The following is a 21,878-nucleotide window of genomic DNA, read 5'->3' as shown; positions in this document are numbered from 1 at the left end:
TACGCCACGTCAGATCTCGTACGCCGTCCCGGCTGCGGCCAGCTCGACGGGGCCGTCGTAGACGTCCCGCGCGTCCGCCAGGTTGACCTGCGGGTCGGTCCACGGCGGGATGTGGGTGAGGACCAGTCTGCGGGCGCCCGCGCGCCGCGCCGCGTCGCCCGCCTCGCGCCCGTTGAGGTGCAGCTCCGGGATGTTCTCCTTGCCGTGCGTGAACGCGGCCTCGCAGAGGAACAGGTCGGTGTCCGTGGCGAGTTCGTCGAGCGCGGCGCACGGCCCGGTGTCCCCGGAGTACGTCAGGGAGCGGCCCCCGTGCTCGACGCGGATCGCGTACGACTCGACCGGGTGGCAGACCTTCTCCATGCGTACGGAGAAGGGCCCGATGTCGTACGAGCCCGGCTTGACGGTGTGGAAGTCGAAGACCTCGCTGAAGGCGGAGGCGGAGGGGGTGTCTGCGTGCGCGGTGGTCAGCCGCTGCTCGGTGCCCTCGGGTCCGTAGACGGGGATGGGGTCGCAACGGCCGCCGTCGTGGCGGTAGTAGCGGACGACGAAGTACGCGCACATGTCGATGCAGTGATCCGCGTGCAGATGACTGAGGAAGATCGCGTCGAGGTCGTAGAGACCACAGTGGCGCTGCAACTCGCCGAGGGCGCCGTTGCCCATGTCGAGAAGCAGCCGGAAGCCGTCGGCCTCGACGAGGTAGCTCGAACAGGCCGAATCCGCGGACGGGAACGACCCCGAGCAGCCGACGACGGTGAGCTTCATAAGAGCCGGAACCTCCGCGCTGGCGGTCGGGAAGCGGGTGTGGAGCGGGACTGGGGGGTCCGTCGAGCGTAAGGCGCGAAAGGGCGGGTCGCTCCTCCGTCGCGGGCCGTTGTGGGGGAACTCACCTGCGCTGTCACCGGTTCGGGGGGCGCTCGGCCGGTGCGGCGGCCCGCGCGCCCCACCGGTACCGTCGTGCCCATGAACACGACATGGTGGCTGGCGTTCGCGGCCGTCGTGCTGCTCGCGCTGGTGGCGGCGCTCGTCGACGGATGGGGCCGGGGTTCGCGGCGGCGACGGTTGCGCTCCGGCTCAGCGGCGGTGGGCGAGGGGCCGGGCCCGGGCGAGATCTGGTGGGCGCTCGTGCCCTACGAGGACGGGCCCGGCGGCAAGGACCGGCCCTGTCTGGTCCTGTCGCTGCGGGGCGACACGGCGCTGGTCGCGAAGATCACCAACCGGCACCACGAGGAGCGGCCCGGGGTGATCGCACTGCCGCCCGGCGCGGTGGGCGATGCGCGGGGGCGGCGCAGCTTCCTGGAGACGGACGAGCTGCGGGATGTGCCGGTGCGGGACTTTCGGCGGCGGGCGGGTGAGGTGGACCCGGCGCTGTGGAAGCGGGTGCGGCACCTGGGGTGAGTCAGGGCAGATCCAGCCCTCCGGCGATTGAGGAGCGGGGCCCGGGCGGAGCCCCGCGACCTCGGCCGCGGAGGGGCTGGATCTCACCGGACCTGGGCGGCGACCTGGGCGGCAGGCTCAGGCCCGCGAACTCAGGCCCAGAGCTGCCCGTGCAGGACCTCGATCGCCTCTTCCGTCGTCGCGGCCGTGTAGACGCCCGTCGACAGGTACTTCCAGCCGCCGTCGGCGACGACGAAGACGATGTCCGCCGACTCCCCCGCCTTGACGGCCTTGTTGCCGACGCCGATCGCCGCGTGGAGCGCGGCGCCGGTGGAGACGCCCGCGAAGATGCCCTCCTGCTGGAGGAGTTCACGGGTACGGGTCACCGCGTCGGCCGAGCCGACCGAGAAGCGGTTGGTGAGGACGGAGGCGTCGTACAGCTCGGGGACGAAGCCCTCGTCGAGGTTGCGCAGGCCGTAGACCAAGTCGTCGTAGCGCGGCTCGGCCGCGACGATCCTGATGTCGGGCTTGTGCTCGCGCAGGTAGCGGCCGACGCCCATGAGCGTGCCGGTGGTGCCGAGGCCGGCCACGAAGTGGGTGACCGAGGGGAGGTCCGTCAGGATCTCGGGGCCGGTCGTGGCGTAGTGCGCGCCCGCGTTGTCCGGGTTGCCGTACTGGTAGAGCATGACCCAGTCGGGGTGCTGCTCCGCCAGTTCCTTGGCGATGCGGACGGCCGTGTTGGAGCCGCCCGCGGCGGGCGAGGGGATGATCTCCGCGCCCCACATGGCCAGCAGGTCGCGCCGTTCCTGCGAGGTGTTCTCGGGCATGACGCAGACGATGCGGTAGCCCTTGAGGCGGGCGGCCATCGCCAGGGAGATGCCGGTGTTGCCCGAGGTGGGTTCGAGAATGGTGCAGCCGGGTGTCAACCGGCCGTCCTTCTCGGCCTGTTCGATCATGTGGAGCGCGGGGCGGTCCTTGACCGAGCCGGTCGGGTTGCGGTCTTCCAGCTTCGCCCAGATCCGTACGTCCTCGGAGGGCGAGAGCCGCGGCAGGCGCACCAGGGGGGTGTTGCCGACCGCGGCCAGGGGGCTGTCGTAACGCATACGTCGCTACGTCCCGCTCAGCGCATGCCGCCGGCCACGGCCGGCAGGATCGTGACGTTGTCGCCGTCGGTCAGCTTGGTGTCGATGCCGTCGAGGAAGCGCACGTCCTCGTCGTTCAGGTAGACGTTCACGAAGCGGCGGAGCTGGCCCCCGTCCACGATGCGGGCGGCGATGCCCGCGTGGCGGGTGTCGAGGTCGGCGAACAGCTCGGCGAGGTTGTCCCCGCTGCCCTCGACGGCCTTGGCGCCGTCGGTGTAGGTGCGGAGGATGGTCGGGATGCGGACCTCGATGGCCATGCTGGTGCTCCTGTCAGGAGTCGGAAGTCGTGTGGGTGGCGCGCGGCGGCGCTCCCGTACGGAACCGCGGTGGTGCCGTACGGCGTGCGGCTCAGCGCGGACAGATGGCGCCGGCGAGGCGGCACAGGTCGACGTGCAGCCGCGCCACGAGCAGCGTGCCCGGCGTCTTTTCGCTCACGTCGTGGGAAACCATGGGCTCATCGTAACGATTCCCGGTCGGGTTCCCCGAGTGTGATCTCAGCATGCGGTCGAAATCCGTCCGGCCTGCGAGACCGCTTCCGGATCACGCCGTGACCTCGACCTCTTCCTCCGTCACCTGGCCCTCGACGATGCGGAACGAGCGGAACTGGAAGGGGCCCGCGTCGTCGGTGTCGGCGGTGGAGACCAGGACGTAGTGGGCGCCCGGCTCGTTGGCGTAGGTGATGTCGGTGCGGGACGGGTAGGCCTCGGTGGCCGTGTGGGAGTGGTAGATGATCACCGGCTCCTCGTCGCGGTCGTCCATGTCGCGGTAGAGCTTGAGCAGGTCGCCGGAGTCGAACTCGTAGAAGGTGGGCGAGCGGGCGGCGTTCAGCATCGGCACGAAGCGCTCGGGGCGGCCCTCGCCCACGGGTCCGGCGACGACGCCGCACGCCTCGTCGGGGTGGTCGGCGCGGGCGTGGGCCACGATCTGGTCGTACAGGGCCTGGGAAATCGTCAGCATGCGGCCAGGATAAGCAGGAGGGCCGTCGCGTACCGGAGTCCGGTACGCGACGGCCCACATGATGGGACGAGCCGCTACGAGCGCTTGGCGAACGCGGCGCTCTGCGGGTTGCGCCTGCGCAGGAAGAAGTAGGCGACGCCGAGGATGACGCCCCACACGGGAGCCGCGTACAGGGAGACGCGGGCGTCCTTGTCGATGCCCATCATGACGATGACCATCGCGATGAAGGCCAGCGAGAAGCCGCTCGCCCAGACACCGCCGGGGGCGCGGAACTCGGACGTGGGGAGTTCGCCGCGGTCGGACTTGAGGCGGTAGCGGATCTGGCAGATGAGAATGACGATCCAGGCCCACATGCCGGAGATGGTGGCGAAGGAGACGACGTAGTTGAACGCCTCGCCGGGCCACTGGTAGTTGATCCAGACGCCGACGAGCATCATCGCGGCGGAGACGGTCGTGCCGATGAGGGGCAGGCCGTTCTTGGTCAGCTTGGTGAAGAAGCCCGGGCCCTGGCCGTTGAGCGCGAGGTCGCGCAGCATGCGGCCGGTGGAGTACATGCCGGAGTTGCAGGAGGACAGGGCGGCGGTGAGCACGACGAAGTTGACGATGCCCGCGCCCGCGGCCAGGCCCATCTTCTCGAAGGCGGCGACGAAGGGGCTGACGCCCGGCTGGAAGTTCGTCCACGGCACGACGGAGAGGATCATGATGAGGGCGCCGACGTAGAAGACGGCGATGCGCCACGGCACGGTGTTGATGGCCTTGGGCAGGACCTTCTTCGGGTCCTTGGACTCGCCCGCGGTGACGCCGACCAGCTCGACGGCGAGGAAGGCGAACATGACCATCTGGAGGGTCATGAGGGTGTTGCCGATGCCGTGCGGGAAGAAGCCGCCCTGGTCCCACAGGTGGGTGACGGAGGCGGTGTCGCCGGCGTCGGAGAAGCCGAGGGTGAGGATGCCGGCGCAAATGAGGATCATGCCGACGATGGCGGTGACCTTGACCATGGAGAACCAGAACTCCAGCTCACCGAAGAGCTTCACGGAGATCAGGTTGGCGCCGTACAGGATGACGGTGAAGACGAGCGCGGACACCCATTGCGGGATGTCCCACCAGTACGTCATGTAGGTGGCGGCGGCGGTGACCTCGGTCATGCCGGTGATGACCCAGAACAGCCAGTACGTCCAGCCGGTCACGAAGCCCGCGAAGGGGCCGATGAACTCGCGCGCGTACTCCGAGAACGAGCCGGAGACCGGGCGGTACATGAGGAGCTCGCCGAGCGCCCGCATGATGAAGAAGATGACGAGGCCCGCGATGGCGTACGCGAGGATCAGGCTGGGGCCCGCCTTGGAGATGCCCTTGCCCGCGCCGAGGAAGAGACCGGTCCCGATGGCGCCGCCGATGGCGATCATCTGGATCTGCCGGGAGCCGAGGCCCCGCTGGTAGCCCTCACCGCCCTCGGCGGTGTCGCTCACGGCCTCATTGCCGGCTTTGTGCTTGTCGACCTGCACTGAGGTCATGATGCTGCGCCTTTCTCCATGCCGATCCGTGCCGTCGGTGGCTCGGATCGACTGTGACGATCCTTGGGGGCTGGGCCCCTGGATGGATGGAGCTGTGCCTGCCGGCGGTCGGCCGACAAGGGCGCCCCCGGCGGACAGGGGTGGCGTCCGTCAGGTGGTCGTGAAGATTTATCACGGCGTTCACGCCGCCCCAACCCCCCGCATGTGACACGGACCACTGGAAAAAGGGGACAAAGTGCGCCGACCGTCGCAAGGGGGGCCAGGGTGGTGACGCGATCGTTATACGGATTTGAGTGACCGCTGAGCGAACATAACCCGGCGTGATCAGGGCATAAGCGTTTCGACCAGGGTCTCCTGGAGCCCGCCCAGCCACAGGTACGCCATCACCATCGGCTTGCGCGGGTCCTCGTCCGGGAGGCGGTAGAGGAGGTCCGTGTCCTCCTCGTCGGTGATGTCGAGGCGGGTGCCGATGGCGAGCCGCAGATCGTTCAGGGCCCGCATCCACTGGACCGACTCGTCCTGGGAGAGCTTCAGGACCGCGCCACCGCCGCCGCCCGGGCTGAGCGCGTCCAGCGAGCGGACGACGGCGAGGGCGTCCTCGCGCTTGCCGGCCCGCAGATCGTTCTCGGTGAAGCGGCGGAACTCCGAGGAGTAGGCGCGCAGCTCGTCCTCGTCCGCGCCGGAGGGTCCGCCCGGACCGCCGTACGCGTCCGGGAGCAGGCGGCGCAGCACCGCGTCGGTGGGCGGCTCGCTGGGTCCTTCGGCGAAGAGTTCGGCGAGCGGGTCGTCCGAGATCTCGCCGCCGGGTCCTGGCCCGATCAGCTCCAGGAGCTGCACGGCGAGCGAGCGGATGATGGAGATCTCGACGTCGTCGAGGGCGACGGCCGCGCCGCCGCCGGGGATCGGTTCGAAATGCCCGGGCATCAGAGCGACGTACCCCTCACGTACCGCATGGAACGCACGTACCGCGTCAGCACGTGCCTACTTCCGATCCTGTTGCAGCGTGGCCCACAGGCCGTAGCCGTGCATGGCCTGGACGTCCCGCTCCATCTCCTCGCGGCTGCCGGTGGAGACCACCGCGCGCCCCTTCTGGTGGACGTCCATCATGAGCTTCGTGGCCTTCTCCTTGGAGTAGCCGAAGTAGCTCTGGAAGACGTACGTCACGTAGCTCATCAGGTTGACCGGGTCGTTGTGGACGAGCGTGATCCAGGGGACGTCCGGCTCGGGGACCACGGAGAGGTCCTCCGTCGTCTCCGGGTTCTCGATCTCAAGAGGTGCTGGAGCCGTCACATGGCCCATGCTGCCACCACCGGGCGTCGGGCGCACAAACGGGCCGCTCGCGCCGGTTCGCGCGAACGGGCGTCAGAAATCGTCACCCTGACGCTAATCGGGGGTAGCATCCATTTCATGAACACAGCGGACCTTGGCCTGCCGGTGGACGTTCCGTCGACAGCGCTTTTCACCGACCATTACGAGCTGACGATGCTTCAGGCCGCTCTGCACGGAGGCGCCGCCGACCGGCACTCGGTCTTCGAGGTCTTCACCCGCCGCCTGCCGGAGGGCCGTCGCTACGGCGTCGTCGCGGGCACCGGGCGCGTCCTGGACGCCGTGGAGAACTTCCGCTTCGACGCGGGCGTGCTCGGCTTTCTGCGCGAGCGCGGCGTCGTCGACGAGCCGACGCTCCAGTGGCTCTCGGAGTACCGTTTCTCCGGCGACATCTGGGGCTACCCGGAGGGTGAGGTCTACTTCCCCGGCTCCCCGGTCCTGCGCGTCGAGGGCTCCTTCGCGGAGTGCGTGCTCCTGGAGACGGTGATCCTCTCCATCCTCAACCACGACTCGGCGATCGCCGCCGCCGCCTCCCGGATGGCCTCGGCCGCCGGGGACCGGCCGCTGATCGAGATGGGCGCGCGGCGCACGCACGAGCTGGCCGCCGTCGCCGCCTCGCGCGCCGCGTACGTGGGCGGGTTCGCGACGACGTCGGACCTGGCGGCCGGGTTCCGCTACGGCATCCCGACCGTCGGCACCAGCGCCCACGCCTTCACGCTGCTGCACGACACCGAGCGCGACGCGTTCCGTGCCCAGGTCGACTCCCTCGGCGAGGGAACGACGCTGCTCGTGGACACCTACGACGTGCAGGAGGCGGTCCGCACGGCCGTCGACATCGCCGGGCCGAAGCTCGGCGCCGTCCGGATCGACTCGGGCGACCTGCTGCTCGTCGCGCACCGCGTGCGCAAGGAGCTCGACGAACTCGGCGCCAAGGACACCAAGATCGTGGTCACCTCCGACCTCGACGAGTACGCCATCGCCTCGCTGCGGGCCGCGCCCGTGGACGCGTACGGCGTCGGTACGCAACTGGTGACCGGCTCCGGGCATCCGACCTGCTCGATGGTCTACAAGCTGGTCGCGCGCGCCGAGTCCGCCGATCCGAAGGCGCCGCTGGTGCCGGTCGCGAAGAAGTCGGCGGGCGGCAAGACGTCGATCGGCGGCCGCAAGTGGGCCGCGCGCCGGCGCGACGAGAACGGGGCGGCGGAGGCCGAGGTCGTGGGCACCGGCGCGGTGCCGGACGAGCTCGTCGACCACCAGCTCCTGGTCGAGCTGGTCAGGGGCGGGGAGGTGCTGGCCCGCGAGCCGCTGGACGCGGTGCGCGAGCGGCACATCGCGGCCCGCGACGGGCTGCCGCTGTCGGCGACGCAGCTCTCCCGGGGCGAGGCCGTCATCCCCACCGAGTACGTGTGAGCCCGCGGGGTGCGGCCGGACGCCCCGGTCGCCCCCTCCCGCTCCGCGCCCGGAGCTTCTACGCTCGTCATTCCCGAGCCCACCACGGCATACCCGAGTGAGGACACCGACCATGCGCCGCGCCCTGATCGTCGTAGACGTGCAGAACGATTTCTGCGAGGGCGGCAGCCTCGCGGTGGCGGGGGGTGCCGATGTCGCTGCCGCTGTCACGGATCTCATCGGGCAGACCGCCGGCAGCGGGTACCAGCACGTCGTCGCCACCCGCGACCACCACGTCGACCCCGGTGAGCACTTCGCCGCGCCGCCGCACTCCCCAGACTACGTCCGGAGCTGGCCCGCGCACTGCGTCGCCGGGACGGAGGGCGTGGGCTTCCACCCGAACTTCGCGCCCGCGGTCGCCTCCGGCGCCATCGACGCGGTGTTCGACAAGGGGGCGTACGCCGCCGCCTACAGCGGGTTCGAGGGGGCCGACGAGAACGGGGTCACCCTGGCCGAGTGGCTGCGGGCCCGGGACATCGCCGAGGTGGACGTGGTCGGCATCGCCACGGACCACTGCGTACGGGCCACCGCGCTGGACTCCGTCCGCGAGGGTTTCCGTACGCAGGTGCTGCTGGACCTGACCGCGGGGGTCGCCGCCGGTACGACCGAGGCGGCGCTGGAGGAGATGCGGGCCGCCGGGGTCGAACTCACCGGGAAGCCTGCCGTGGCTTAGGACCGGGGCTCAGCAGCGCCCGTATCGGGTGCCACAGCTCGCCCGCCGTCGCGTTCGGGGCCCGGCGCCACAGGAGGCCGTCCGGGTGGTGCAGGACCGCGGTGATCTCGTCGGGGGTCGGCGGGTGCGCGTTGCCCCGCAGGTAGACCGCGCGCAGGCCCAGGTTGCGCAGCCGGGTCAGGGCCCTGGCCCGGTTCGCGGCGTGCACGAGGATGCGGACCGCGCCCTCGCCGACGCCCGGCGCGGGCAGCGTCATGGCGACCACCACACTGCCGCCCGGCAGCTTGCAGAACCCTCCTGCGGACATGCGGTCACACCCCCGTAAGACGTCGCGTCAATAAGGAACCCACGGGACGCACTCAAACACGATCGGCCGCGACCCGCCAGGGGGTCGCGGCCGATACGCTTGTGACCTGCGGTTCTACCCGCTACTTCACCGAGGGGCCGACCTTGATCGTCATGGCGGAGCCGTCGAGCGGCTGGCTCACGATCGAGATTCGGGTGTTGGTGTCAGTTGTCTGGACACTGCCCGTCGGGTTCTCCTTGTACCAGTAGGTGCCCTTGTGGTCGTCGAAGACCGGGACGCCGAGCTGCGCCGGGATCTTCGTCTCGACGCCCAGCTTGTGCAGCTTCATGCCCGGCACCGGGTACCAGCCGAAGGCGGCGTCGTACGGCGTGATCTTGTTGGTGATCAGCTTGCCGTCCGCCCACTTCAACGGCTTCGCGTGCGCGTCGACCGGGAGGACCAGACCCTTGCCGGGGTGCTGGCCGACGTTGTTGTTGCGCTGCGAGGTGTCCCACTGCCAGACGACGAGTCCGGGGCGGTACTGGTAGTGCTCCACCCAGGCGTTCTTCGCGCCGCCGTCGCGCCAGCCGAAGTTGTACGGGCCGACCTTGAGGGTCTTGTCGTAGCTGACGTACTGGCGGTTCTCGGCGAGGTAGAACTGCGGGTAGTCGCCGCTGATGGAGGCGCCGACGCGGGAGAAGCCGCGCGGGGTCCAGCCGTTGTCGTCGCCCTCGGCGTCGTCCGTGAAGACGGCCGAACCGTCCGCCACGACCTTGAGGTTGTCGGCGGTGAAGCCGAGGCCGCCCGCGCCGCCGTCGGTCTTGTAGCGGAACCGGACGTCGATCTTGGTGCCCGCGTACGCGTCGAGCGGGAAGACCAGGTGCTGGAACGTGGTGGAGTCACCGGTCAGGGCGGGCTTGTCGCCGCCGTCGCGCGGGATGGTGACGCCGTCGGCCGTGCCGTCGATCGACTTCCAGCTCGCGCCGCCGTCGGTGGAGACCTGCGTGTACAGGTAGTCGTAGTCCTTCTCGATGTTCCACCAGCCGTCGAGCTCCAGCGACGCCTTCGCCTTGCCGGTCAGGTCGACCGGGCGCGCGAGGGTGTTGTCGAGGTCGTCGCCGTAGTCCGACCACCACTGCTTGGAGCCCTGGGCGGGCTTCACGATGTCGGTGGTGACGTTCTTCTCGGGCAGTTCGACGACGAGCGCCTGCTTCAGCTTGGTGTTGTACTCCGCCACACCGAGCCTGTGCGTCGACTTGGTCGCCGCCTTCGCCTTGTCGTAGTTGAGCCAGCCGAGCTGGAGCTTGTCCCAGGCGGTCATGTCGCCGGGCAGGTCACCGATCTCGTTCTTGCCCGTGCCGAGCCAGGAACCGGCCGACATCAGCGACCAGAAGCCGACCGAGTTCTCGGCCTGGTTCGAGGTGTCGTACAGGTCGGGCAGGCCCAGGTCGTGGGCGTACTCGTGGGCGAAGACGCCGAGGCCGCCGTTCTCCGGCTGCATCGTGTAGTCGCCGACCCAGATGCCGGTGTCGCCGACGGGGGTGCCGCCCGCCTTGAAGCCCGCGGGGCCGGTGTCGCCGTCGTCGCGGCTGTAGGCGTAACCGCGGTGCGCCCACAGGGAGTCGCCGCCCTGCGCACCGCCGCCGGCCGACCCGTCCTCGCCCGCGTGGACGATCTGGAAGTGGTCGATGTAGCCGTCGGGCTCGTTGAAGTTGCCGTCGTTGTCGTGGTCCGTGCGGTCCCACTGGTCGTACTGGGCGAGGTCGGCCTTGATGTCGGCGTCGGACTTGCCGGCCGCCTTCTGCTGCTCGACCCACGCCGTGATGCCGTCGCGGACCAGGTCCTCGACGTTCGGGCAGTTGTCGGCGCCGCAGTAGTTCGAGCCGTAACGGGCTTCGTTCCAGGGGACCTTGACCCAGTCGGAGACCTCGCCGTCGACCGAGTAGCGCCCCGACGACGTCTTCTCGTAGTACGTCTTGAGGGAGTCGACGCCCTTGCCGGACCCGAAGTAAAGGTCCTTGTAGTGCTGGGAGTTGTAGTCCTTCTGCCAGGCCGTGCTGTTGTCCTTCGCACGGTCCGGCTCGGCTATCCGGTTGTGCAGCGGACCGGCCGTGCCGCCGTACTTCGGCTTCAGCTCGGTGGTGTTGTCGTCGGCGCGGTCCACCAGCGTGGTGTTGTCGATCTTGTCGCCGAACTCGGTCAGGATCGTGAAGATCTTGTCCGTGCGCTCGCGGCCCAGCTCGACGTACTTGCCCTTGCCGAGGTCGACGACCTTGGAGCCGTACCGTTCCTGGACCTTCGACGTGCCCTGGAGGACGTTCTGGAGGGCCGTCCGGCGCTGCTGCTCCTGCTGCTTGCTGAACGGGCCGTCCATCACATGGCCCTTGCCCCCGTACGTCTTTCCGGAGGTCGTGCTCGTCGCGGCCGGCGTGTCGGCCTGCGCGGTCGTCGCCGCTATGGAACCGGTGGCCGCGGTGGCGGCCAGGGTCACGAGCACGGCGGCGGATCGCAACGCGCGTCTCTTCGTGGTCACTTGGGTGGTCCCCTCCTCCGTGGCGCGTCGGCCACGTGTCACAAGTGACGCCATTTGACCGGAGGTAGAGGAGAAATAACAGCCCTTGACGATGACGTTTGCGTTGCACTATCCAGGGGGGCGGATCCGGAATCCGGACAAGCGCGGCGATACGCACGGCGCGTCGGGCAGTCCATCTGGTGGACCGGATGATTCCGTGCGCCCCCCATGCACCTGCACTGTGGGTTAGGTCATGCTTACTGGCCGTTCCACTCGGGCACAGGTCCGAATAGAGTCGGGACCGACACGGTGTGACCCACCGGGTTCGCCCTTCTCGCGCTCCCCCGATGTCACGAGGACGGATACCGCCATGCCTCGACCCACCGTCGCACAGCTCCTCTACGGTTCCGCCACCGTCGTCTGCTCCACCCTCGCCATGCTGCTGCTGTCCGAGACGGACTCGGGCCCCGGAGTGCCCGTGATCGCCGTGTCGGCCCTCATCCTCGGGGTGTTCGTGGCGTTCTCCGTGCCCCGGCGCGGACCGGCCCCCACCGCCGCGCCCAAGGCCGCCCGGCGGGCCGAGCGGATGCCGACGCGACACATCGCCGCCCCGGCGCGCACGAGCGAGCCCGCCGTCAGGGAACGCGAACCGGCGGGCCCGTGAGGAACGGACCCGCCGGTTCGGCCATACGTCACCGCGTCCGAGAGCCCGCCTCTCAGGCGCTGCTGACGACCACCGTCTTGGCGGCCTTGTCGTGCAGGCCCTGCTTGTAGGGCTTGTCGAAGAAGCTCCAGCCGCCGCAGATCGCCGTCCAGACGCAGGCGCAGCAGAACACGGCGGGGATCCACAGGACGAGCGCGCGGATCAGGTTGGTCTGCACGCTGGGCGTCGCCCCGTTGTCGAGGTTGGCCACGCGCAGCTTCATCAGCTTCTTGCCGAGAGTCTGGCCGGTCTTCGCCGTCATGATGGTGTCGTAGCCGATGTAGAGCACGGCCGCGAGCAGTGACTGACCGAACTGCCGGCCGTACTGGATCTTGTCGGGGTCCGTCTCGTACTCGGAGGTCCCGAAGGCCCACGACAGCAGGCCGACGACGATCCCGACCAGGATCAGGTCGATGATGCGCGCCAGGACGCGCTTGCCGCTGTCGGCCGGTGGCGCCATCCCGGCCAGCGGGTCGGTGCCGCCGGGCCCGTACGGGTCACCGCCGTACGGAGGGGGTGGGCCGCCGCCGTACGGGGGCGGGGTGCCCCCGCCCGGCGGGGGCGTCGCGCCATAGGGATTCTGCGGGGAGTCGTACGGGTTCTGGCCCGGTGAGCCCTGGGGGCCGCTCGGACCGTCGTACGGGGAGCCGCCGCCCGGCTGGGCCGGGGGCGGCTTGCGGAACGGGTCGTCGTCCGGCGGTGGGCCGGATCCGTTGGGCGGCGGTTCGCTACTCATGGCCCGAGTGGACCGCGAACGCCCGCGCGACGCACCCGGCGGGCCGCCGTCCGGATGACCCGGACGGCGCTATCCGGCCACGAACGTGCGGGCCGCCTTGTCGTGCAGGCACTGGTGCCAGGGCCGGTCGACGGCGCCCCACAGCACACCGAAGAGGCCGATACCGAGCACGCCGGGCACGCAGTAGACGAGCCAGCGGCGCAGGGCCGCGCCGAACGACGGGGAGTCGCTGCCCTCGATCTCCCGCACGCTCAGGCCCATCAGCCGCTTGCCCAGCGTGTGGCCCCATTTCGCGGTCGGCAGCGCCTCGTAGAGGACGCCGAAGACGAGCAGCACGGCGAGCACGATGCCGAGGTACGTCGCGGTCGTGCCGTCGAGCAGCCAGACCGTGACCTGCCGGCCCGACGCCTTCGCCGCGTCGATCTTGCTGTCGATGTGGTCGGCGGCGCGGACACCGAGCGGCAGGCCCGCGGCGGCCGTGACGGCGAGCAGGACGACCGAGTCGATGAGGCGGGCCACGAACCGCTTGCCGAGCCCCGCGGGCCGTGCGGACGCCTGCGCCTGGGCGGCGGCGAGGAACGGGTCCGAGGCGACCGGCTTGAACGGGGTGACCGGGCCGTTCGCCTCCGCGGCCTGCGGTGTCGCGAGCTGGTGCACCTGCTGCGCCCAGGACGGCGAACCGCCGCCGGGCCCCTGGGTGACGGGTGTCGGCACGGCGGGCTGCGGATAGCCGTACGCGGGCGCGGACTGCGCGGGCGGGGGGTAGCCGTAGCCGGGCCGGTTCGCGGCCGGAGCCGGGCTCGGCGTCGGCGTCGGCGTCACGGGCTGGGGCTGGGGCTGTGGCTGTGGCTGTGGGGCGGCGGGCGGATACCCGTATCCGGGGGTGGGCGCCGGGGTCTGCGCGGCGGCGGGTGCGGGCGCCGGGGTCACGGCCGGGGCCGGTCTTTCCGCCGGGGCGGGCGTCCGGGTCGGTGCGGGTTCGGATGCGGGTGCGGGTTCCGGGGCCTGCTTCTCGGCGGGCGTCTGCTGCGGGACGGCCCTGATCGTCAGGGTGCCCTCGCGGCGCGGGGACGGCTCGGCGCCGGGCCGCACGGCGCGGATCGCGACCGTGCCGTCGGACCGCTCGGGGGCCGGGGCCGGGGTGGCCGGGGCGGGGGCGGGGGCGGCCGGGGCGTCGGTGGCTTCCCCGGGCTCCTCGTCGGGGCCGTCCGCTCCCCAGGAGACCCGGCGGTCCTGGTCGCCGCCGAAGCCGGTCTGGTGGGAGGTGTCGGCGGCCCAGGCGGAGGCGGGCTCGGGCGAGTCCGGCTCATCGGGGCCCGTCTCCGTACGCACGGAGGGTTCCTCGTCGAGGAAGACGGGGCCGGTCTCCTCCACCGGGGCGGGCGAAGGCGCCGAACCCCGCGGGGTCGGCAGGGTCTCGCCTTCCGACGGGGCGGGGCGGCTGGTGCCGGGGACCCAGGCGGCTCCGTTCCAGTACCGGACATATCCGGGAATGGACGGGTCGGGGTAATAGCCTTCGCGGGGCCTGTCGTCACCGGGGGCCGGGGTTGGGGCGCTCATGTCCGTCGTCCCGTATCTGCTCGGGGGTCTTGTTGTGACCTCCACATCTATCAGACCGCCGCGCCCGCCCGTGCCGGTCCGCCGGTACGCCCCACTTTCCGGGCAACGAACCGGCAACGTGACGGGGGCCCATGGGCCGGCGTAAATACTTTCCCGAACTCGCGTAATGCCGACGGGACAGCGCGCTCTCACCTTGTACGGGCCCGCTCCCGGGCCGCGTACAGAAGAAAGGAAGCGCCCGACATGCACACCGTGGTGGAACGCGAACTCGAGCTGAAACTGGTGCTGTCGCCCGAGCGGAGCATCCCCGTACCGGCCCGCCTCACCTACCGGGCCGACGACCCGTACGCCGTCCACATCATGTTCCATCTCGGTTCGGAGCATCCGGTCCACTGGACGTTCGCCCGCGAACTCCTCGTGGAGGGAGTGTTCCGGCCGTGCGGGCACGGGGACGTGCGGGTGTGGCCGACGAAGACGGAGGGGCGCAACGTCGTCCTGATGGCGCTGACCTCACCGGACGGCGACGCGCTCCTGGAGGCGCCCGCCGCGCCGGTCTCGGCCTGGCTGGAGCGGACCTTGCGGGCGGTCCCCCCGGGCTCTGAGGGCGAGCAGCTCGGGATCGACGACGGCCTCGCCGAGCTGCTGGCCACGACCCCGGCCGACGACCTCTACCCGCGCGACCCGTGGTCGTCGGACGACTCGTCCGACGACCGGTGAGGCGCCGCGCGGACCGCGGGAGCCTCGGTCAGAACAGCTTGCCCGGGTTGAGGAGGCCGAGCGGGTCGAAGGTCGCCTTGACCGCCCGCTGTACGTCGACGCCGACCGGGCCGAGTTCGCGCGCCAGCCACTCCTTCTTCAGGACGCCGACGCCGTGCTCGCCCGTGATGGTGCCGCCGAGTGCGAGACCGAGCGCCATGATCTCGTCGAAGGACTCGCGGGCGCGGCGGCCCTCGTCGGCGTCCAGGGCGTCGAAGCAGACGGTGGGGTGGGTGTTGCCGTCGCCCGCGTGGGCGCAGACCCCGATGGTGAGGGCGTACTTCTCGGCGATGCGCTCGACGCCTTCGAGGAGCGCGCCGAGCTTCGAGCGCGGCACGCACACGTCGTCGATCATCGTCGTGCCTTTGACCGCTTCGAGGGCGGTGAGGGACAACCGGCGCGCCTGGAGCAGCAGTTCGGACTCGGCGGCGTCCTCGGCGGGCACGACCTGGGTGGCGCCCGCGGCCTCGCACAGGGCGCCGACGGCGGCGAGGTCCTGGGCCGGTTCCGGGGTGTCGAAGGCGGCGAGGAGGAGCGCTTCGGTGGTCTCGGGCAGACCCATGTGCGCCATGTCGTTGACCGCCTTGACGGTCGTGCGGTCCATCAGCTCCAGGAGCGAGGGGACGTGGCCGCCCGCCATGATGGCGCAGACGGCGTCGCAGGCCGCGGCCTGCGACGCGAACTCGGCCGCCAGGACGAGCTGTCGGGGCGGCTTCGGCTTCAGCGCGAGCGTGGCCCCGACCACGATGCCGAGGCTGCCCTCGGAGCCGACGAAGAGGCGGGTGAGGTCGTAACCGGCGACGCCCTTCGCGGTGCGCCGTCCGGTGGAGAGCAGGCGGCCGTCGGCGAGGACGACGTCGAGGCCGAGCACGTACTCCGCCGTGACGCCGTACTTCACGCAGCACAGGCCGCCGGAGGCCGTGCCGATGTTGCCGCCGATGGTGCACATCTCCCAGCTCGACGGGTCGGGCGGGTAGTACAGGCCGTGTTCCTCGACGGCGCGGGACAGCGTGGCGTTGATGACGCCCGGCTCGACGACGGCGATCCGGTCGACCGGGTTGATCTCCAGGATGCGGTCCATCTTGACGAGCGAGAGCACGATGCAGCCGTCGGAGGCGTTGGCGGCGCCCGACAGGCCCGTGCGCGCGCCCTGGGGGACGACGGGGACGCGCAGCGCGGTGGCGGTGCGCATGACGTGCTGGACCTGTTCGACGGTGCGGGGCAGGACGACGACCGCGGGGCTTCCGGCGTCGCAGAAGCTCGCCATGTCGTGGGCGTAGGAGGCCGTGATGTCGGGGTCGGTGACGAGCGCCTCGGCGGGCAGCCCGTCGCCGAGGAGGGCGATGAGGGTGCGGCTCATGATCACAGCCTGGCACTCGGGGCCATCGGTGTGAACCCGCCCGCGGGGTCGGACCCGGGCCGGAATGGCGCCCGGGCACGTTCCTCGCGGGGCCGCACAGTGGCCGCCATGGAGCACGCCCTGGCATACCCGGAGCCGCCGGACTTCGCTGCGGACACCACGGGGCCCGGCGTGCCGTCCGCGTTCAGCACGCCGCGCCGCCGCCTGACCCCCGCCCTGCGGCGCACCCTCGCCGTGTGCGTCACGGGGTGCTTGTTCCTCGGCGGTGCGCTGCTGCGGCCGGACGGGGACGTGCGGGCGCCCTCCGCGCTGCCGGGGCCCGCCGGGCGGGCGGTGATCGCGGCCTCAGCCGGGGCGCCCGCCGCGCTGCCCGACCTGACCGCGCTGATCGCCGAGCGGGAGGCCGCGCTGCGGGCGCACCCGCGGGCGGACCGGACGTGGGCGGCGCTCGGGGCCGCCTACGTGGAGCGCGGGACGCGTACGGCCGACCCGGCGTCCTACACCGCGGCCGAGCGGGCGCTGCGCCGTGCGCTGGCGCTGCGGCCGCGCCGGAACGTGGCGGTACTCGACGGTCTCGCCGAACTGGCCGCCGCGCGGGGCGACTGGCGCTCCGCCCGCGGGTGGGGCGAGGCCGCGGTGAGGCTGGCGCCGGACCATTGGCCCGCGTACGCGGCGCTGGTCGACGCGTGTCAGGGCCTCGGGGACGACAAGGCGGCCGGGCGGAACCTGGAGAAGCTGTCCGGGCTCACAGCGGGGACGGCGGTGTCGCTGCGTACCGCGGCCGTGTATCGAGGCCGGGGCTGGCGGGAGGATGCCGCGGCGGTGCTCGCCGACGCGGCGGCGCGGGCGGGGACGCCCACCGAGCGGGCCGCGCTCCTGCACCGCGGGGGCGAACTGGCCTGGGAGCGCGGCGAATCCGCCGACGCGCTGCGCCACTTCGACGCGGCGCTCGCCGCGGACCCGAGGTACCCCGCCGCGCTGGCGGGCCGGGCCCGGGCCCTCGCCTCGCTGGGCCGTGCGTCGCAGGCGGCCCAGGCGTACCGGCGGGCCTTCGCCCAGCGTCCGGCGCCCGAATATGCCCTGGAGCTGGGCGAGTTGTACGAGTCCCTGCACCTGACCGGAGCGGCCCGCGCCCAGTACGGCGCGGTGCGGGCCCGCGCGGCGGCGCGGAGGGCGCACGGGGTGGACGACGCGCTCGTGCTCGGCCGCTTCGAGGCCGATCACGGGGATCCGGCGGCAGCGGTGCGGGGGCTGCGCGCGCGGTGGCGGCGGGCGCCGGGGGTCGAGGCGGCGGACGCGCTGGGCTGGGCGCTGCACCGGGCCGGGCGCGACACCGAGGCGGTGGAGTGGCTGCGGCGGGCCGCGGACCGGCGCAAGGCCGGAGGCCCGAGGAGCGGCCTGATGATGTATCACCTGGGCGTGGTGGAGCGCCGGTTGGGCCGGTACGGGGCCGCTCGGCGCCATCTCGGTGAGGCGCTGCGGATCAATCCGGCGTTCTCCCCCCTGTTCGCGCCGCGGGCCCGGCAGGCGCTGGCCGCGCTCGGGGAGCCGCCCGGGGGCGGGCCCGCGCAGATGTGGCCGCCGCGCCCACGCACCGCCGCGCCGGCCCGGCCGAAGCCGGGCCGGGCGGTCCCTCACCGGCAGGCGGCCGAGCGCCGCTGAGGGTGCTCGCCGCCCACGCGGGTCAGAGGTTGCCGCGCTTCTCCTGCTCCCGCTCGATCGCCTCGAACAGGGCCTTGAAGTTGCCCTTGCCGAAGCCCATGGAGCCGTGCCGTTCGATCATCTCGAAGAAGACGGTCGGCCGGTCCTGGACCGGCTTGGTGAAGATCTGCAGCAGGTAGCCGTCCTCGTCGCGGTCGACGAGGATCTTCAGCTCGCGCAGCGTCTCGACGGGGACGCGGGTCTCACCGGCCCACTCGCCGAGCGTGTCGTAGTAGGAGTCCGGGGTGTCGAGGAACTGGACGCCGGCCGCGCGCATGGCGCGTACGGAGGCGACGATGTCGTTGGTGGCGAGCGCGATGTGCTGGACGCCCGCACCGCCGTAGAACTCCAGGTACTCGTCGATCTGCGACTTCTTCTTGGCGACGGCCGGCTCGTTGATCGGGAACTTGACCTTGAGCGTGCCGTCCGCGACGACCTTCGACATCAGCGCGCTGTACTCGGTCGCGATGTCGTCGCCCACGAACTCCTTCATGTTCGTGAAGCCCATGACCTTGTTGTAGAACGCCACCCACTCGTTCATGCGGCCGAGTTCGACGTTGCCGACGCAGTGGTCGATGGCCTGGAAGGTGCGCTTGGCCGGGGGCTCGACGATCGGGGCGGCGGCGACGAAGCCGGGCAGGTACGGGCCGTCGTAGCCGGAGCGCTCGACCAGGGTGTGGCGGGTCTTGCCGTACGTCGCGATGGCGGCGAGCACGACCGTGCCGTGCTCGTCCTTCACCTCGTAGGGTTCGGCGATGCCGCGGGCGCCGTGCTCGACGGCGTAGGCGTACGCGGCGCGCGCGTCCGGCACCTCGATGGCGAGGTCGACGACGCCGTCGCCGTGGGCGGCGACGTGGTCGGCGAGGAAGTGCCCCCACTCGGTGGACGCCTTGATGACGGAGGTGAACACGAAACGCGCGGAGCCGTTGGTCAGGACGTACGCGGCGGTCTCGCGGCTGCCGTTCTCCGGTCCGGAGTAGGCGACCAGCTTCATGCCGAAGGCGGTGGAGTAGTAGTGCGCCGCCTGCTTGGCGTTGCCCACGGCGAAGACGACCGCGTCCATGCCCTTCACCGGGAAGGGGTCGGCCTGCCGGGCGGTGTCGGGAGCGTTCTGCGAGGACGAGTGTGTGGTCTGCGTCATGGGGGGAGGCTCCCGCCGTTCCGCAAGATGCGCAACAGTTCGCGTTTTCGCTGGGCAATCTGTTCAGGGAGTCGGCGGTTCCGGCAGACTGATTGCGCAGGATGACCACCCGGGAGGCGCGCATGCCGATCGATCATCTGGACGGGCGGCTGATCGTGCTGCTGGCCCAGGAGCCACGTATCGGGGTCCTGGAGATGTCCCGGCGCCTCGGCGTGGCGCGCGGCACCGTGCAGGCCCGTCTCGACCGGCTCACCTCGAACGGAGTCATCCGCGGCTTCGGCCCCCAGGTGGACCCGGCGGCGCTCGGCTATCCGGTCACGGCGTTCGCCACGCTCCAGATCCGGCAGGGGCAAGGAGCCGACGTCAGAGCGCACTTGGACGGTGTTCCCGAGGTCCTGGAACTGCACACGACGACCGGTGGCGGGGACATGCTGTGCCGGCTCGTGGCCCGCTCCAACGCGGATCTGCAGCGGGTGATCGACCTGGTCGTCGGTTTTGACGGCATCGTCCGGGCCTCCACGGCGATCGTCATGGAGAACCCCGTTCCGCTGCGGATCATCCCGCTGGTGGAGCAGGCGTCGGGAGATACCTGACGCCGGGCCCGGGTCGGAGCCGAGGCGCGACGAACTTCTGGGACCACCTGGTCAACCGGCACCAGCAGTTGCTTTCCGACTTCTACCAGCATGCCGGCGCCGTCTTCCAGTGCGTGGTCGTCGCCACCCTCGTCGGCATCGTCGTCGCCGTCGTCACCTGCCGCGGCGACTGGGCCGGGAGCCTCGCGACCACCGCCACCTCGACGATCCTGACCATCCCCTCGCTCGCCATGGTCGGTCCGCTGATCCCGCTGATCCCGCTGGTCGGGCTCGGCGTCGCCCCGACCGTCATCTCGCTGCCCCTGTAGGGGCTCCTGCCGATCGTGCGCAACGCCATCGTGGGCCTGCGCGGCGTCGACCCCACGCTGATCGACGCGGCGAAGGGCATCGGGATGTCGCGGATCGCCCGCCTGTTCCGGGTGGAGCTGCCGCTGGCGTGGCCGCCGATTCTGACCGGCATCCGGATCTCCACGCAGATGCTCATGGGCATCGCGGCGATCGCCGTGATCGCCGCGTACGCCTCGGGCCCCGGGCTCGGCAACGAGATCTTCCGCGGCATCGCCTCCCTCGGCAGCGCCGACGCGCTCAACCAGGCGCTCGCGGGCACCCTCGGCATCATCGTCCTCGCCCTGATCTTCGACGCCGTGTACGTCCTCATCGGACGGCTGACCATCCCGAGAGGCATCCGTGTCTGCATCCGTGTCCGCGCCACAGGCGTCCGGGGCGAGCATCGAACCGGAGAACCTGACCGAGCACTACCCGGGCTCGTCCGAGCCGGCCGTGGACAGCGTCACCATGGAGATCAAGGCGGACGACCGGCACTTCTTCCCCGGCTACACCGCGGCACCCGAGATCAACACCGAGTCGCTGAAGAAGTACCCGAAGATGGCCGGGGTCCTCGCCCCCATCACGAAGAAGCTCGACAACACCGTCGCCCAGGAACTCAACGCCAAGGTCGACGTCGACGGCCAGGACCCGCACGACGTGGCGAAGGACTGACTGGTGCGGCAGGGCTTCGTCAAGGAGTGAGCCGCCGGGGCACGGGTCTCAGCAGGAGGGCACGGAGCCGGAGTCCCGCTCCAGATCCGTCAGCGCGGTCACCGCGCCCTTGAGCGTGGAGACCGGGATCAGCCGCATCGACTTCGGCGCCGACGCCTTCGCGTCCGAGCACTCCGCCCTCGGTACGAGGAAGACGGTGGCGCCGTCCCGGTCGGCGGCCTGCACCTTGAGCGAGACCCCGCCGACAGCGCCGACCTTGCCGTCACCGTCGATGGTGCCGGTTCCCGCGATCGACTTCCCGCCGGTCAGGTCACCGCCGCTGCCGTCGCCGTCGAGCAGGTCGACGATGCCGAGCGAGAAGAGGAGGCCCGCGCTGGGACCACCGACGTCACCGAGCTGCAAGGCGACCTTCACGTCGCCCGTGTTACGGCCCTCGTCGCCCAGATAGGCGAGCGCGGCCTCGGTGGCGGCGTCCTGGGACCCTTTCATCTCCTTCTTGTTGTGCCGCTCGATCTCCTTGGTGGTGTTCCCCTCCGGGTAGACGGAGTCCCGCGGCATGATCGCGCGGTCCTCGGCGAACCACCCGTCGAGCACATCACCGAGATGCACCGGGGCATCGGGCCCGGTCGCCACGATGGTCACCGCGCGGAGCGCTCCGCGCGTGTCCCGGGTGGGGGCCCCGGTGACCTTGATGACGGGCTTGCCGCCGTCGTCACCGAGCACGTTCGTGGTGGGCCCGGGCTGCGCCACCGAGAACGGCAACGGGGCGAACCCCGCCACCGCGAGCAGCGCGACAACGGGGAGCGCGCAAAGGGCGAGGGCAACGGGACGACTGAGGCGGTTGAGCACGCCCCTAATCTACGCGGCACCTCCGGGGCGGGGGCGCGGTGGGCGCCCGCGAGTACGAGGACGCACGCAGGGCGCATCCCAGGGGAGCGGGAGATGCCGCACGCAGTGCGCATCTCAGGGGCGCGGGGAACTGCGCGCCCAACCCCCACCGAGGCGGCGGCCGGGCAAGACCCTCGGCCCCGCGGCGAGATGGCCGCACAAAGCGGGGCGGCTGCGGGGGCGCGGTGGGCGCCCGCGAGTACGAGGACGC

General features: G+C 71.3%; 22 protein-coding genes and 2 pseudogenes. 9 read left to right on the top strand and 15 right to left on the bottom strand.

All coding sequences use genetic code 11. The features are described 5' to 3' along the window. Positions 1–9: 9 nt before the first annotated feature. Complete coding sequence (locus ACIRF8_RS02955; protein ID WP_404210205.1) at positions 10–762, bottom strand: MBL fold metallo-hydrolase; 753 nt, start codon at positions 760–762, stop codon at positions 10–12. 198 nt (positions 763–960) lie between these two features. Here ACIRF8_RS02955 and ACIRF8_RS02950 point away from each other — a divergent pair, with 198 nt between their 5' ends. Then, positions 961–1,395: a type II toxin-antitoxin system PemK/MazF family toxin gene (locus tag ACIRF8_RS02950; RefSeq protein ID WP_404210203.1), complete on the top strand. Its 435-nt coding sequence runs from the start codon at positions 961–963 to the stop codon at positions 1,393–1,395. A 131-nt stretch (positions 1,396–1,526) separates the two neighbouring features. Here ACIRF8_RS02950 and ACIRF8_RS02945 read toward each other — a convergent pair whose 3' ends face one another. The 7 genes from ACIRF8_RS02945 to clpS form a co-directional block, all read right to left on the bottom strand. Further along, positions 1,527–2,477, bottom strand: coding sequence for a PLP-dependent cysteine synthase family protein (locus ACIRF8_RS02945; protein WP_404210201.1), 951 nt, complete (start codon positions 2,475–2,477; stop codon positions 1,527–1,529). 17 nt (positions 2,478–2,494) lie between these two features. Further along, positions 2,495–2,773, bottom strand: a complete 279-nt coding sequence (locus tag ACIRF8_RS02940) for a MoaD/ThiS family protein (RefSeq protein WP_404210199.1) — start codon at positions 2,771–2,773, stop codon at positions 2,495–2,497. A gap of 91 nt (positions 2,774–2,864) precedes the next feature. Next, a complete protein-coding gene (locus ACIRF8_RS02935) occupies positions 2,865–2,966 on the bottom strand; it encodes a putative leader peptide (protein WP_404210197.1) in 102 nt (33 codons plus the stop codon). A 90-nt stretch (positions 2,967–3,056) separates the two neighbouring features. Then, entirely contained in the window at positions 3,057–3,473 is a 417-nt protein-coding gene (locus ACIRF8_RS02930; RefSeq protein WP_404210195.1) for a Mov34/MPN/PAD-1 family protein, read from the bottom strand. A 74-nt stretch (positions 3,474–3,547) separates the two neighbouring features. Next, positions 3,548–4,984 carry an amino acid permease gene (locus ACIRF8_RS02925; RefSeq protein ID WP_404210193.1) on the bottom strand — a complete coding sequence of 479 codons (1,437 nt, stop codon included), beginning with the start codon at positions 4,982–4,984 and terminating at the stop codon, positions 3,548–3,550. A 324-nt stretch (positions 4,985–5,308) separates the two neighbouring features. Continuing rightward, positions 5,309–5,908, bottom strand: coding sequence for a DUF2017 domain-containing protein (locus tag ACIRF8_RS02920; protein WP_404210191.1), 600 nt, complete (start codon positions 5,906–5,908; stop codon positions 5,309–5,311). Positions 5,909–5,965: 57 nt separating this feature from the next. Further along, positions 5,966–6,283: an ATP-dependent Clp protease adapter ClpS gene (gene clpS, locus ACIRF8_RS02915; protein WP_404210189.1), complete on the bottom strand. Its 318-nt coding sequence runs from the start codon at positions 6,281–6,283 to the stop codon at positions 5,966–5,968. A 108-nt stretch (positions 6,284–6,391) separates the two neighbouring features. On the opposite strand from clpS, the gene ACIRF8_RS02910 reads away from it, so the two are divergent. Continuing rightward, positions 6,392–7,720: a nicotinate phosphoribosyltransferase gene (locus ACIRF8_RS02910; RefSeq protein ID WP_404210187.1), complete on the top strand. Its 1,329-nt coding sequence runs from the start codon at positions 6,392–6,394 to the stop codon at positions 7,718–7,720. A gap of 112 nt (positions 7,721–7,832) precedes the next feature. Next, entirely contained in the window at positions 7,833–8,432 is a 600-nt protein-coding gene (locus tag ACIRF8_RS02905) for an isochorismatase family protein (RefSeq protein WP_404210185.1), read from the top strand. Here the strand turns inward: ACIRF8_RS02905 and ACIRF8_RS02900 are convergent. Both ACIRF8_RS02900 and ACIRF8_RS02895 read right to left on the bottom strand, forming a co-directional pair. Continuing rightward, a complete protein-coding gene (locus tag ACIRF8_RS02900; protein ID WP_404210183.1) occupies positions 8,407–8,739 on the bottom strand; it encodes a hypothetical protein in 333 nt (110 codons plus the stop codon). The two genes, ACIRF8_RS02905 and ACIRF8_RS02900, sit on opposite strands and share 26 nt — an antisense overlap. Positions 8,740–8,860: 121 nt before the next feature. Next, the gene (locus tag ACIRF8_RS02895) at positions 8,861–11,251 is read right to left on the bottom strand and encodes an immune inhibitor A domain-containing protein (RefSeq protein ID WP_404210181.1); all 2,391 of its coding nucleotides are present in this window, start codon (positions 11,249–11,251) and stop codon (positions 8,861–8,863) included. A 349-nt stretch (positions 11,252–11,600) separates the two neighbouring features. On the opposite strand from ACIRF8_RS02895, the gene ACIRF8_RS02890 reads away from it, so the two are divergent. Then, on the top strand, positions 11,601–11,894 hold the full coding sequence (locus ACIRF8_RS02890) for a hypothetical protein (protein ID WP_404210179.1): 294 nt from the start codon (positions 11,601–11,603) through the stop codon (positions 11,892–11,894). Positions 11,895–11,946: 52 nt separating this feature from the next. Here ACIRF8_RS02890 and ACIRF8_RS02885 read toward each other — a convergent pair whose 3' ends face one another. Further along, complete coding sequence (locus ACIRF8_RS02885; protein WP_404210177.1) at positions 11,947–12,669, bottom strand: RDD family protein; 723 nt, start codon at positions 12,667–12,669, stop codon at positions 11,947–11,949. Between the two features lie 69 nt (positions 12,670–12,738). Then, on the bottom strand, positions 12,739–14,229 hold the full coding sequence (locus ACIRF8_RS02880) for an RDD family protein (protein ID WP_404210175.1): 1,491 nt from the start codon (positions 14,227–14,229) through the stop codon (positions 12,739–12,741). A 243-nt stretch (positions 14,230–14,472) separates the two neighbouring features. Here ACIRF8_RS02880 and ACIRF8_RS02875 point away from each other — a divergent pair, with 243 nt between their 5' ends. Then, positions 14,473–14,946 carry an SsgA family sporulation/cell division regulator gene (locus ACIRF8_RS02875; protein ID WP_404210173.1) on the top strand — a complete coding sequence of 158 codons (474 nt, stop codon included), beginning with the start codon at positions 14,473–14,475 and terminating at the stop codon, positions 14,944–14,946. Between the two features lie 28 nt (positions 14,947–14,974). Here the strand turns inward: ACIRF8_RS02875 and ACIRF8_RS02870 are convergent, their stop codons facing one another. After that, the gene (locus ACIRF8_RS02870; protein WP_404210171.1) at positions 14,975–16,345 is read right to left on the bottom strand and encodes an FAD-binding oxidoreductase; all 1,371 of its coding nucleotides are present in this window, start codon (positions 16,343–16,345) and stop codon (positions 14,975–14,977) included. Positions 16,346–16,453: 108 nt separating this feature from the next. Between ACIRF8_RS02870 and ACIRF8_RS02865 the strand changes: the two genes are divergently transcribed. After that, on the top strand, positions 16,454–18,007 hold the full coding sequence (locus tag ACIRF8_RS02865) for a tetratricopeptide repeat protein (RefSeq protein WP_404210169.1): 1,554 nt from the start codon (positions 16,454–16,456) through the stop codon (positions 18,005–18,007). A 22-nt stretch (positions 18,008–18,029) separates the two neighbouring features. Here ACIRF8_RS02865 and hppD read toward each other — a convergent pair whose 3' ends face one another. Beyond that, a complete protein-coding gene (gene hppD / locus ACIRF8_RS02860) occupies positions 18,030–19,187 on the bottom strand; it encodes a 4-hydroxyphenylpyruvate dioxygenase (protein ID WP_404210167.1) in 1,158 nt (385 codons plus the stop codon). A gap of 122 nt (positions 19,188–19,309) precedes the next feature. Here hppD and ACIRF8_RS02855 point away from each other — a divergent pair, with 122 nt between their 5' ends. From ACIRF8_RS02855 to ACIRF8_RS02845, 3 genes and pseudogenes are all read left to right on the top strand, one after another. Then, complete coding sequence (locus ACIRF8_RS02855) at positions 19,310–19,780, top strand: Lrp/AsnC family transcriptional regulator (RefSeq protein WP_404210165.1); 471 nt, start codon at positions 19,310–19,312, stop codon at positions 19,778–19,780. Continuing rightward, a pseudogene (locus ACIRF8_RS02850) lies at positions 19,777–20,469 on the top strand (ABC transporter permease); the annotation flags it as partial. The gene ACIRF8_RS02855 and the pseudogene ACIRF8_RS02850, both read left to right, overlap by 4 nt. Positions 20,470–20,584: 115 nt before the next feature. Beyond that, positions 20,585–20,779 (top strand): annotated as a pseudogene (locus ACIRF8_RS02845) (glycine betaine ABC transporter substrate-binding protein); the annotation flags it as partial. 48 nt (positions 20,780–20,827) lie between these two features. On the opposite strand, the gene ACIRF8_RS02840 reads toward ACIRF8_RS02845, so the two are convergent. Further along, complete coding sequence (locus ACIRF8_RS02840; protein WP_404210163.1) at positions 20,828–21,628, bottom strand: S16 family serine protease; 801 nt, start codon at positions 21,626–21,628, stop codon at positions 20,828–20,830. Between the last annotated feature and the right edge of the window lie 250 nt (positions 21,629–21,878).

Origin of the sequence: Streptomyces sp. NPDC102406 (assembly GCF_044765725.1) — a bacterium.
Taxonomy (GTDB): domain Bacteria; phylum Actinomycetota; class Actinomycetes; order Streptomycetales; family Streptomycetaceae; genus Streptomyces.
The sequence above is the reverse complement of the archived record's forward strand: the minus strand, read 5'-3'. Positions and strand labels throughout refer to the sequence as shown.

What these genes read in the sequence shown, in the direction of transcription:
- ACIRF8_RS02950 (WP_404210203.1), top strand. Translation starts at nt 961, where the DNA reads ATGAACACGACATGGTGGCTGGCGTTCGCGGCCGTCGTGCTGCTCGCG.
- ACIRF8_RS02875 (WP_404210173.1), top strand. Translation starts at nt 14,473, where the DNA reads ATGCACACCGTGGTGGAACGCGAACTCGAGCTGAAACTGGTGCTGTCG.
- ACIRF8_RS02880 (WP_404210175.1), bottom strand. Translation starts at nt 14,229, where the DNA reads ATGAGCGCCCCAACCCCGGCCCCCGGTGACGACAGGCCCCGCGAAGGC.
- ACIRF8_RS02890 (WP_404210179.1), top strand. Translation starts at nt 11,601, where the DNA reads ATGCCTCGACCCACCGTCGCACAGCTCCTCTACGGTTCCGCCACCGTC.
- clpS (WP_404210189.1), bottom strand. Translation starts at nt 6,283, where the DNA reads ATGGGCCATGTGACGGCTCCAGCACCTCTTGAGATCGAGAACCCGGAG.
- ACIRF8_RS02885 (WP_404210177.1), bottom strand. Translation starts at nt 12,669, where the DNA reads ATGAGTAGCGAACCGCCGCCCAACGGATCCGGCCCACCGCCGGACGAC.
- ACIRF8_RS02865 (WP_404210169.1), top strand. Translation starts at nt 16,454, where the DNA reads ATGGAGCACGCCCTGGCATACCCGGAGCCGCCGGACTTCGCTGCGGAC.
- ACIRF8_RS02920 (WP_404210191.1), bottom strand. Translation starts at nt 5,908, where the DNA reads ATGCCCGGGCATTTCGAACCGATCCCCGGCGGCGGCGCGGCCGTCGCC.
- ACIRF8_RS02900 (WP_404210183.1), bottom strand. Translation starts at nt 8,739, where the DNA reads ATGTCCGCAGGAGGGTTCTGCAAGCTGCCGGGCGGCAGTGTGGTGGTC.
- ACIRF8_RS02945 (WP_404210201.1), bottom strand. Translation starts at nt 2,477, where the DNA reads ATGCGTTACGACAGCCCCCTGGCCGCGGTCGGCAACACCCCCCTGGTG.
- ACIRF8_RS02930 (WP_404210195.1), bottom strand. Translation starts at nt 3,473, where the DNA reads ATGCTGACGATTTCCCAGGCCCTGTACGACCAGATCGTGGCCCACGCC.
- ACIRF8_RS02925 (WP_404210193.1), bottom strand. Translation starts at nt 4,984, where the DNA reads ATGACCTCAGTGCAGGTCGACAAGCACAAAGCCGGCAATGAGGCCGTG.
- ACIRF8_RS02940 (WP_404210199.1), bottom strand. Translation starts at nt 2,773, where the DNA reads ATGGCCATCGAGGTCCGCATCCCGACCATCCTCCGCACCTACACCGAC.
- ACIRF8_RS02910 (WP_404210187.1), top strand. Translation starts at nt 6,392, where the DNA reads ATGAACACAGCGGACCTTGGCCTGCCGGTGGACGTTCCGTCGACAGCG.
- hppD (WP_404210167.1), bottom strand. Translation starts at nt 19,187, where the DNA reads ATGACGCAGACCACACACTCGTCCTCGCAGAACGCTCCCGACACCGCC.
- ACIRF8_RS02870 (WP_404210171.1), bottom strand. Translation starts at nt 16,345, where the DNA reads ATGAGCCGCACCCTCATCGCCCTCCTCGGCGACGGGCTGCCCGCCGAG.
- ACIRF8_RS02905 (WP_404210185.1), top strand. Translation starts at nt 7,833, where the DNA reads ATGCGCCGCGCCCTGATCGTCGTAGACGTGCAGAACGATTTCTGCGAG.
- ACIRF8_RS02935 (WP_404210197.1), bottom strand. Translation starts at nt 2,966, where the DNA reads ATGGTTTCCCACGACGTGAGCGAAAAGACGCCGGGCACGCTGCTCGTG.
- ACIRF8_RS02855 (WP_404210165.1), top strand. Translation starts at nt 19,310, where the DNA reads ATGCCGATCGATCATCTGGACGGGCGGCTGATCGTGCTGCTGGCCCAG.
- ACIRF8_RS02955 (WP_404210205.1), bottom strand. Translation starts at nt 762, where the DNA reads ATGAAGCTCACCGTCGTCGGCTGCTCGGGGTCGTTCCCGTCCGCGGAT.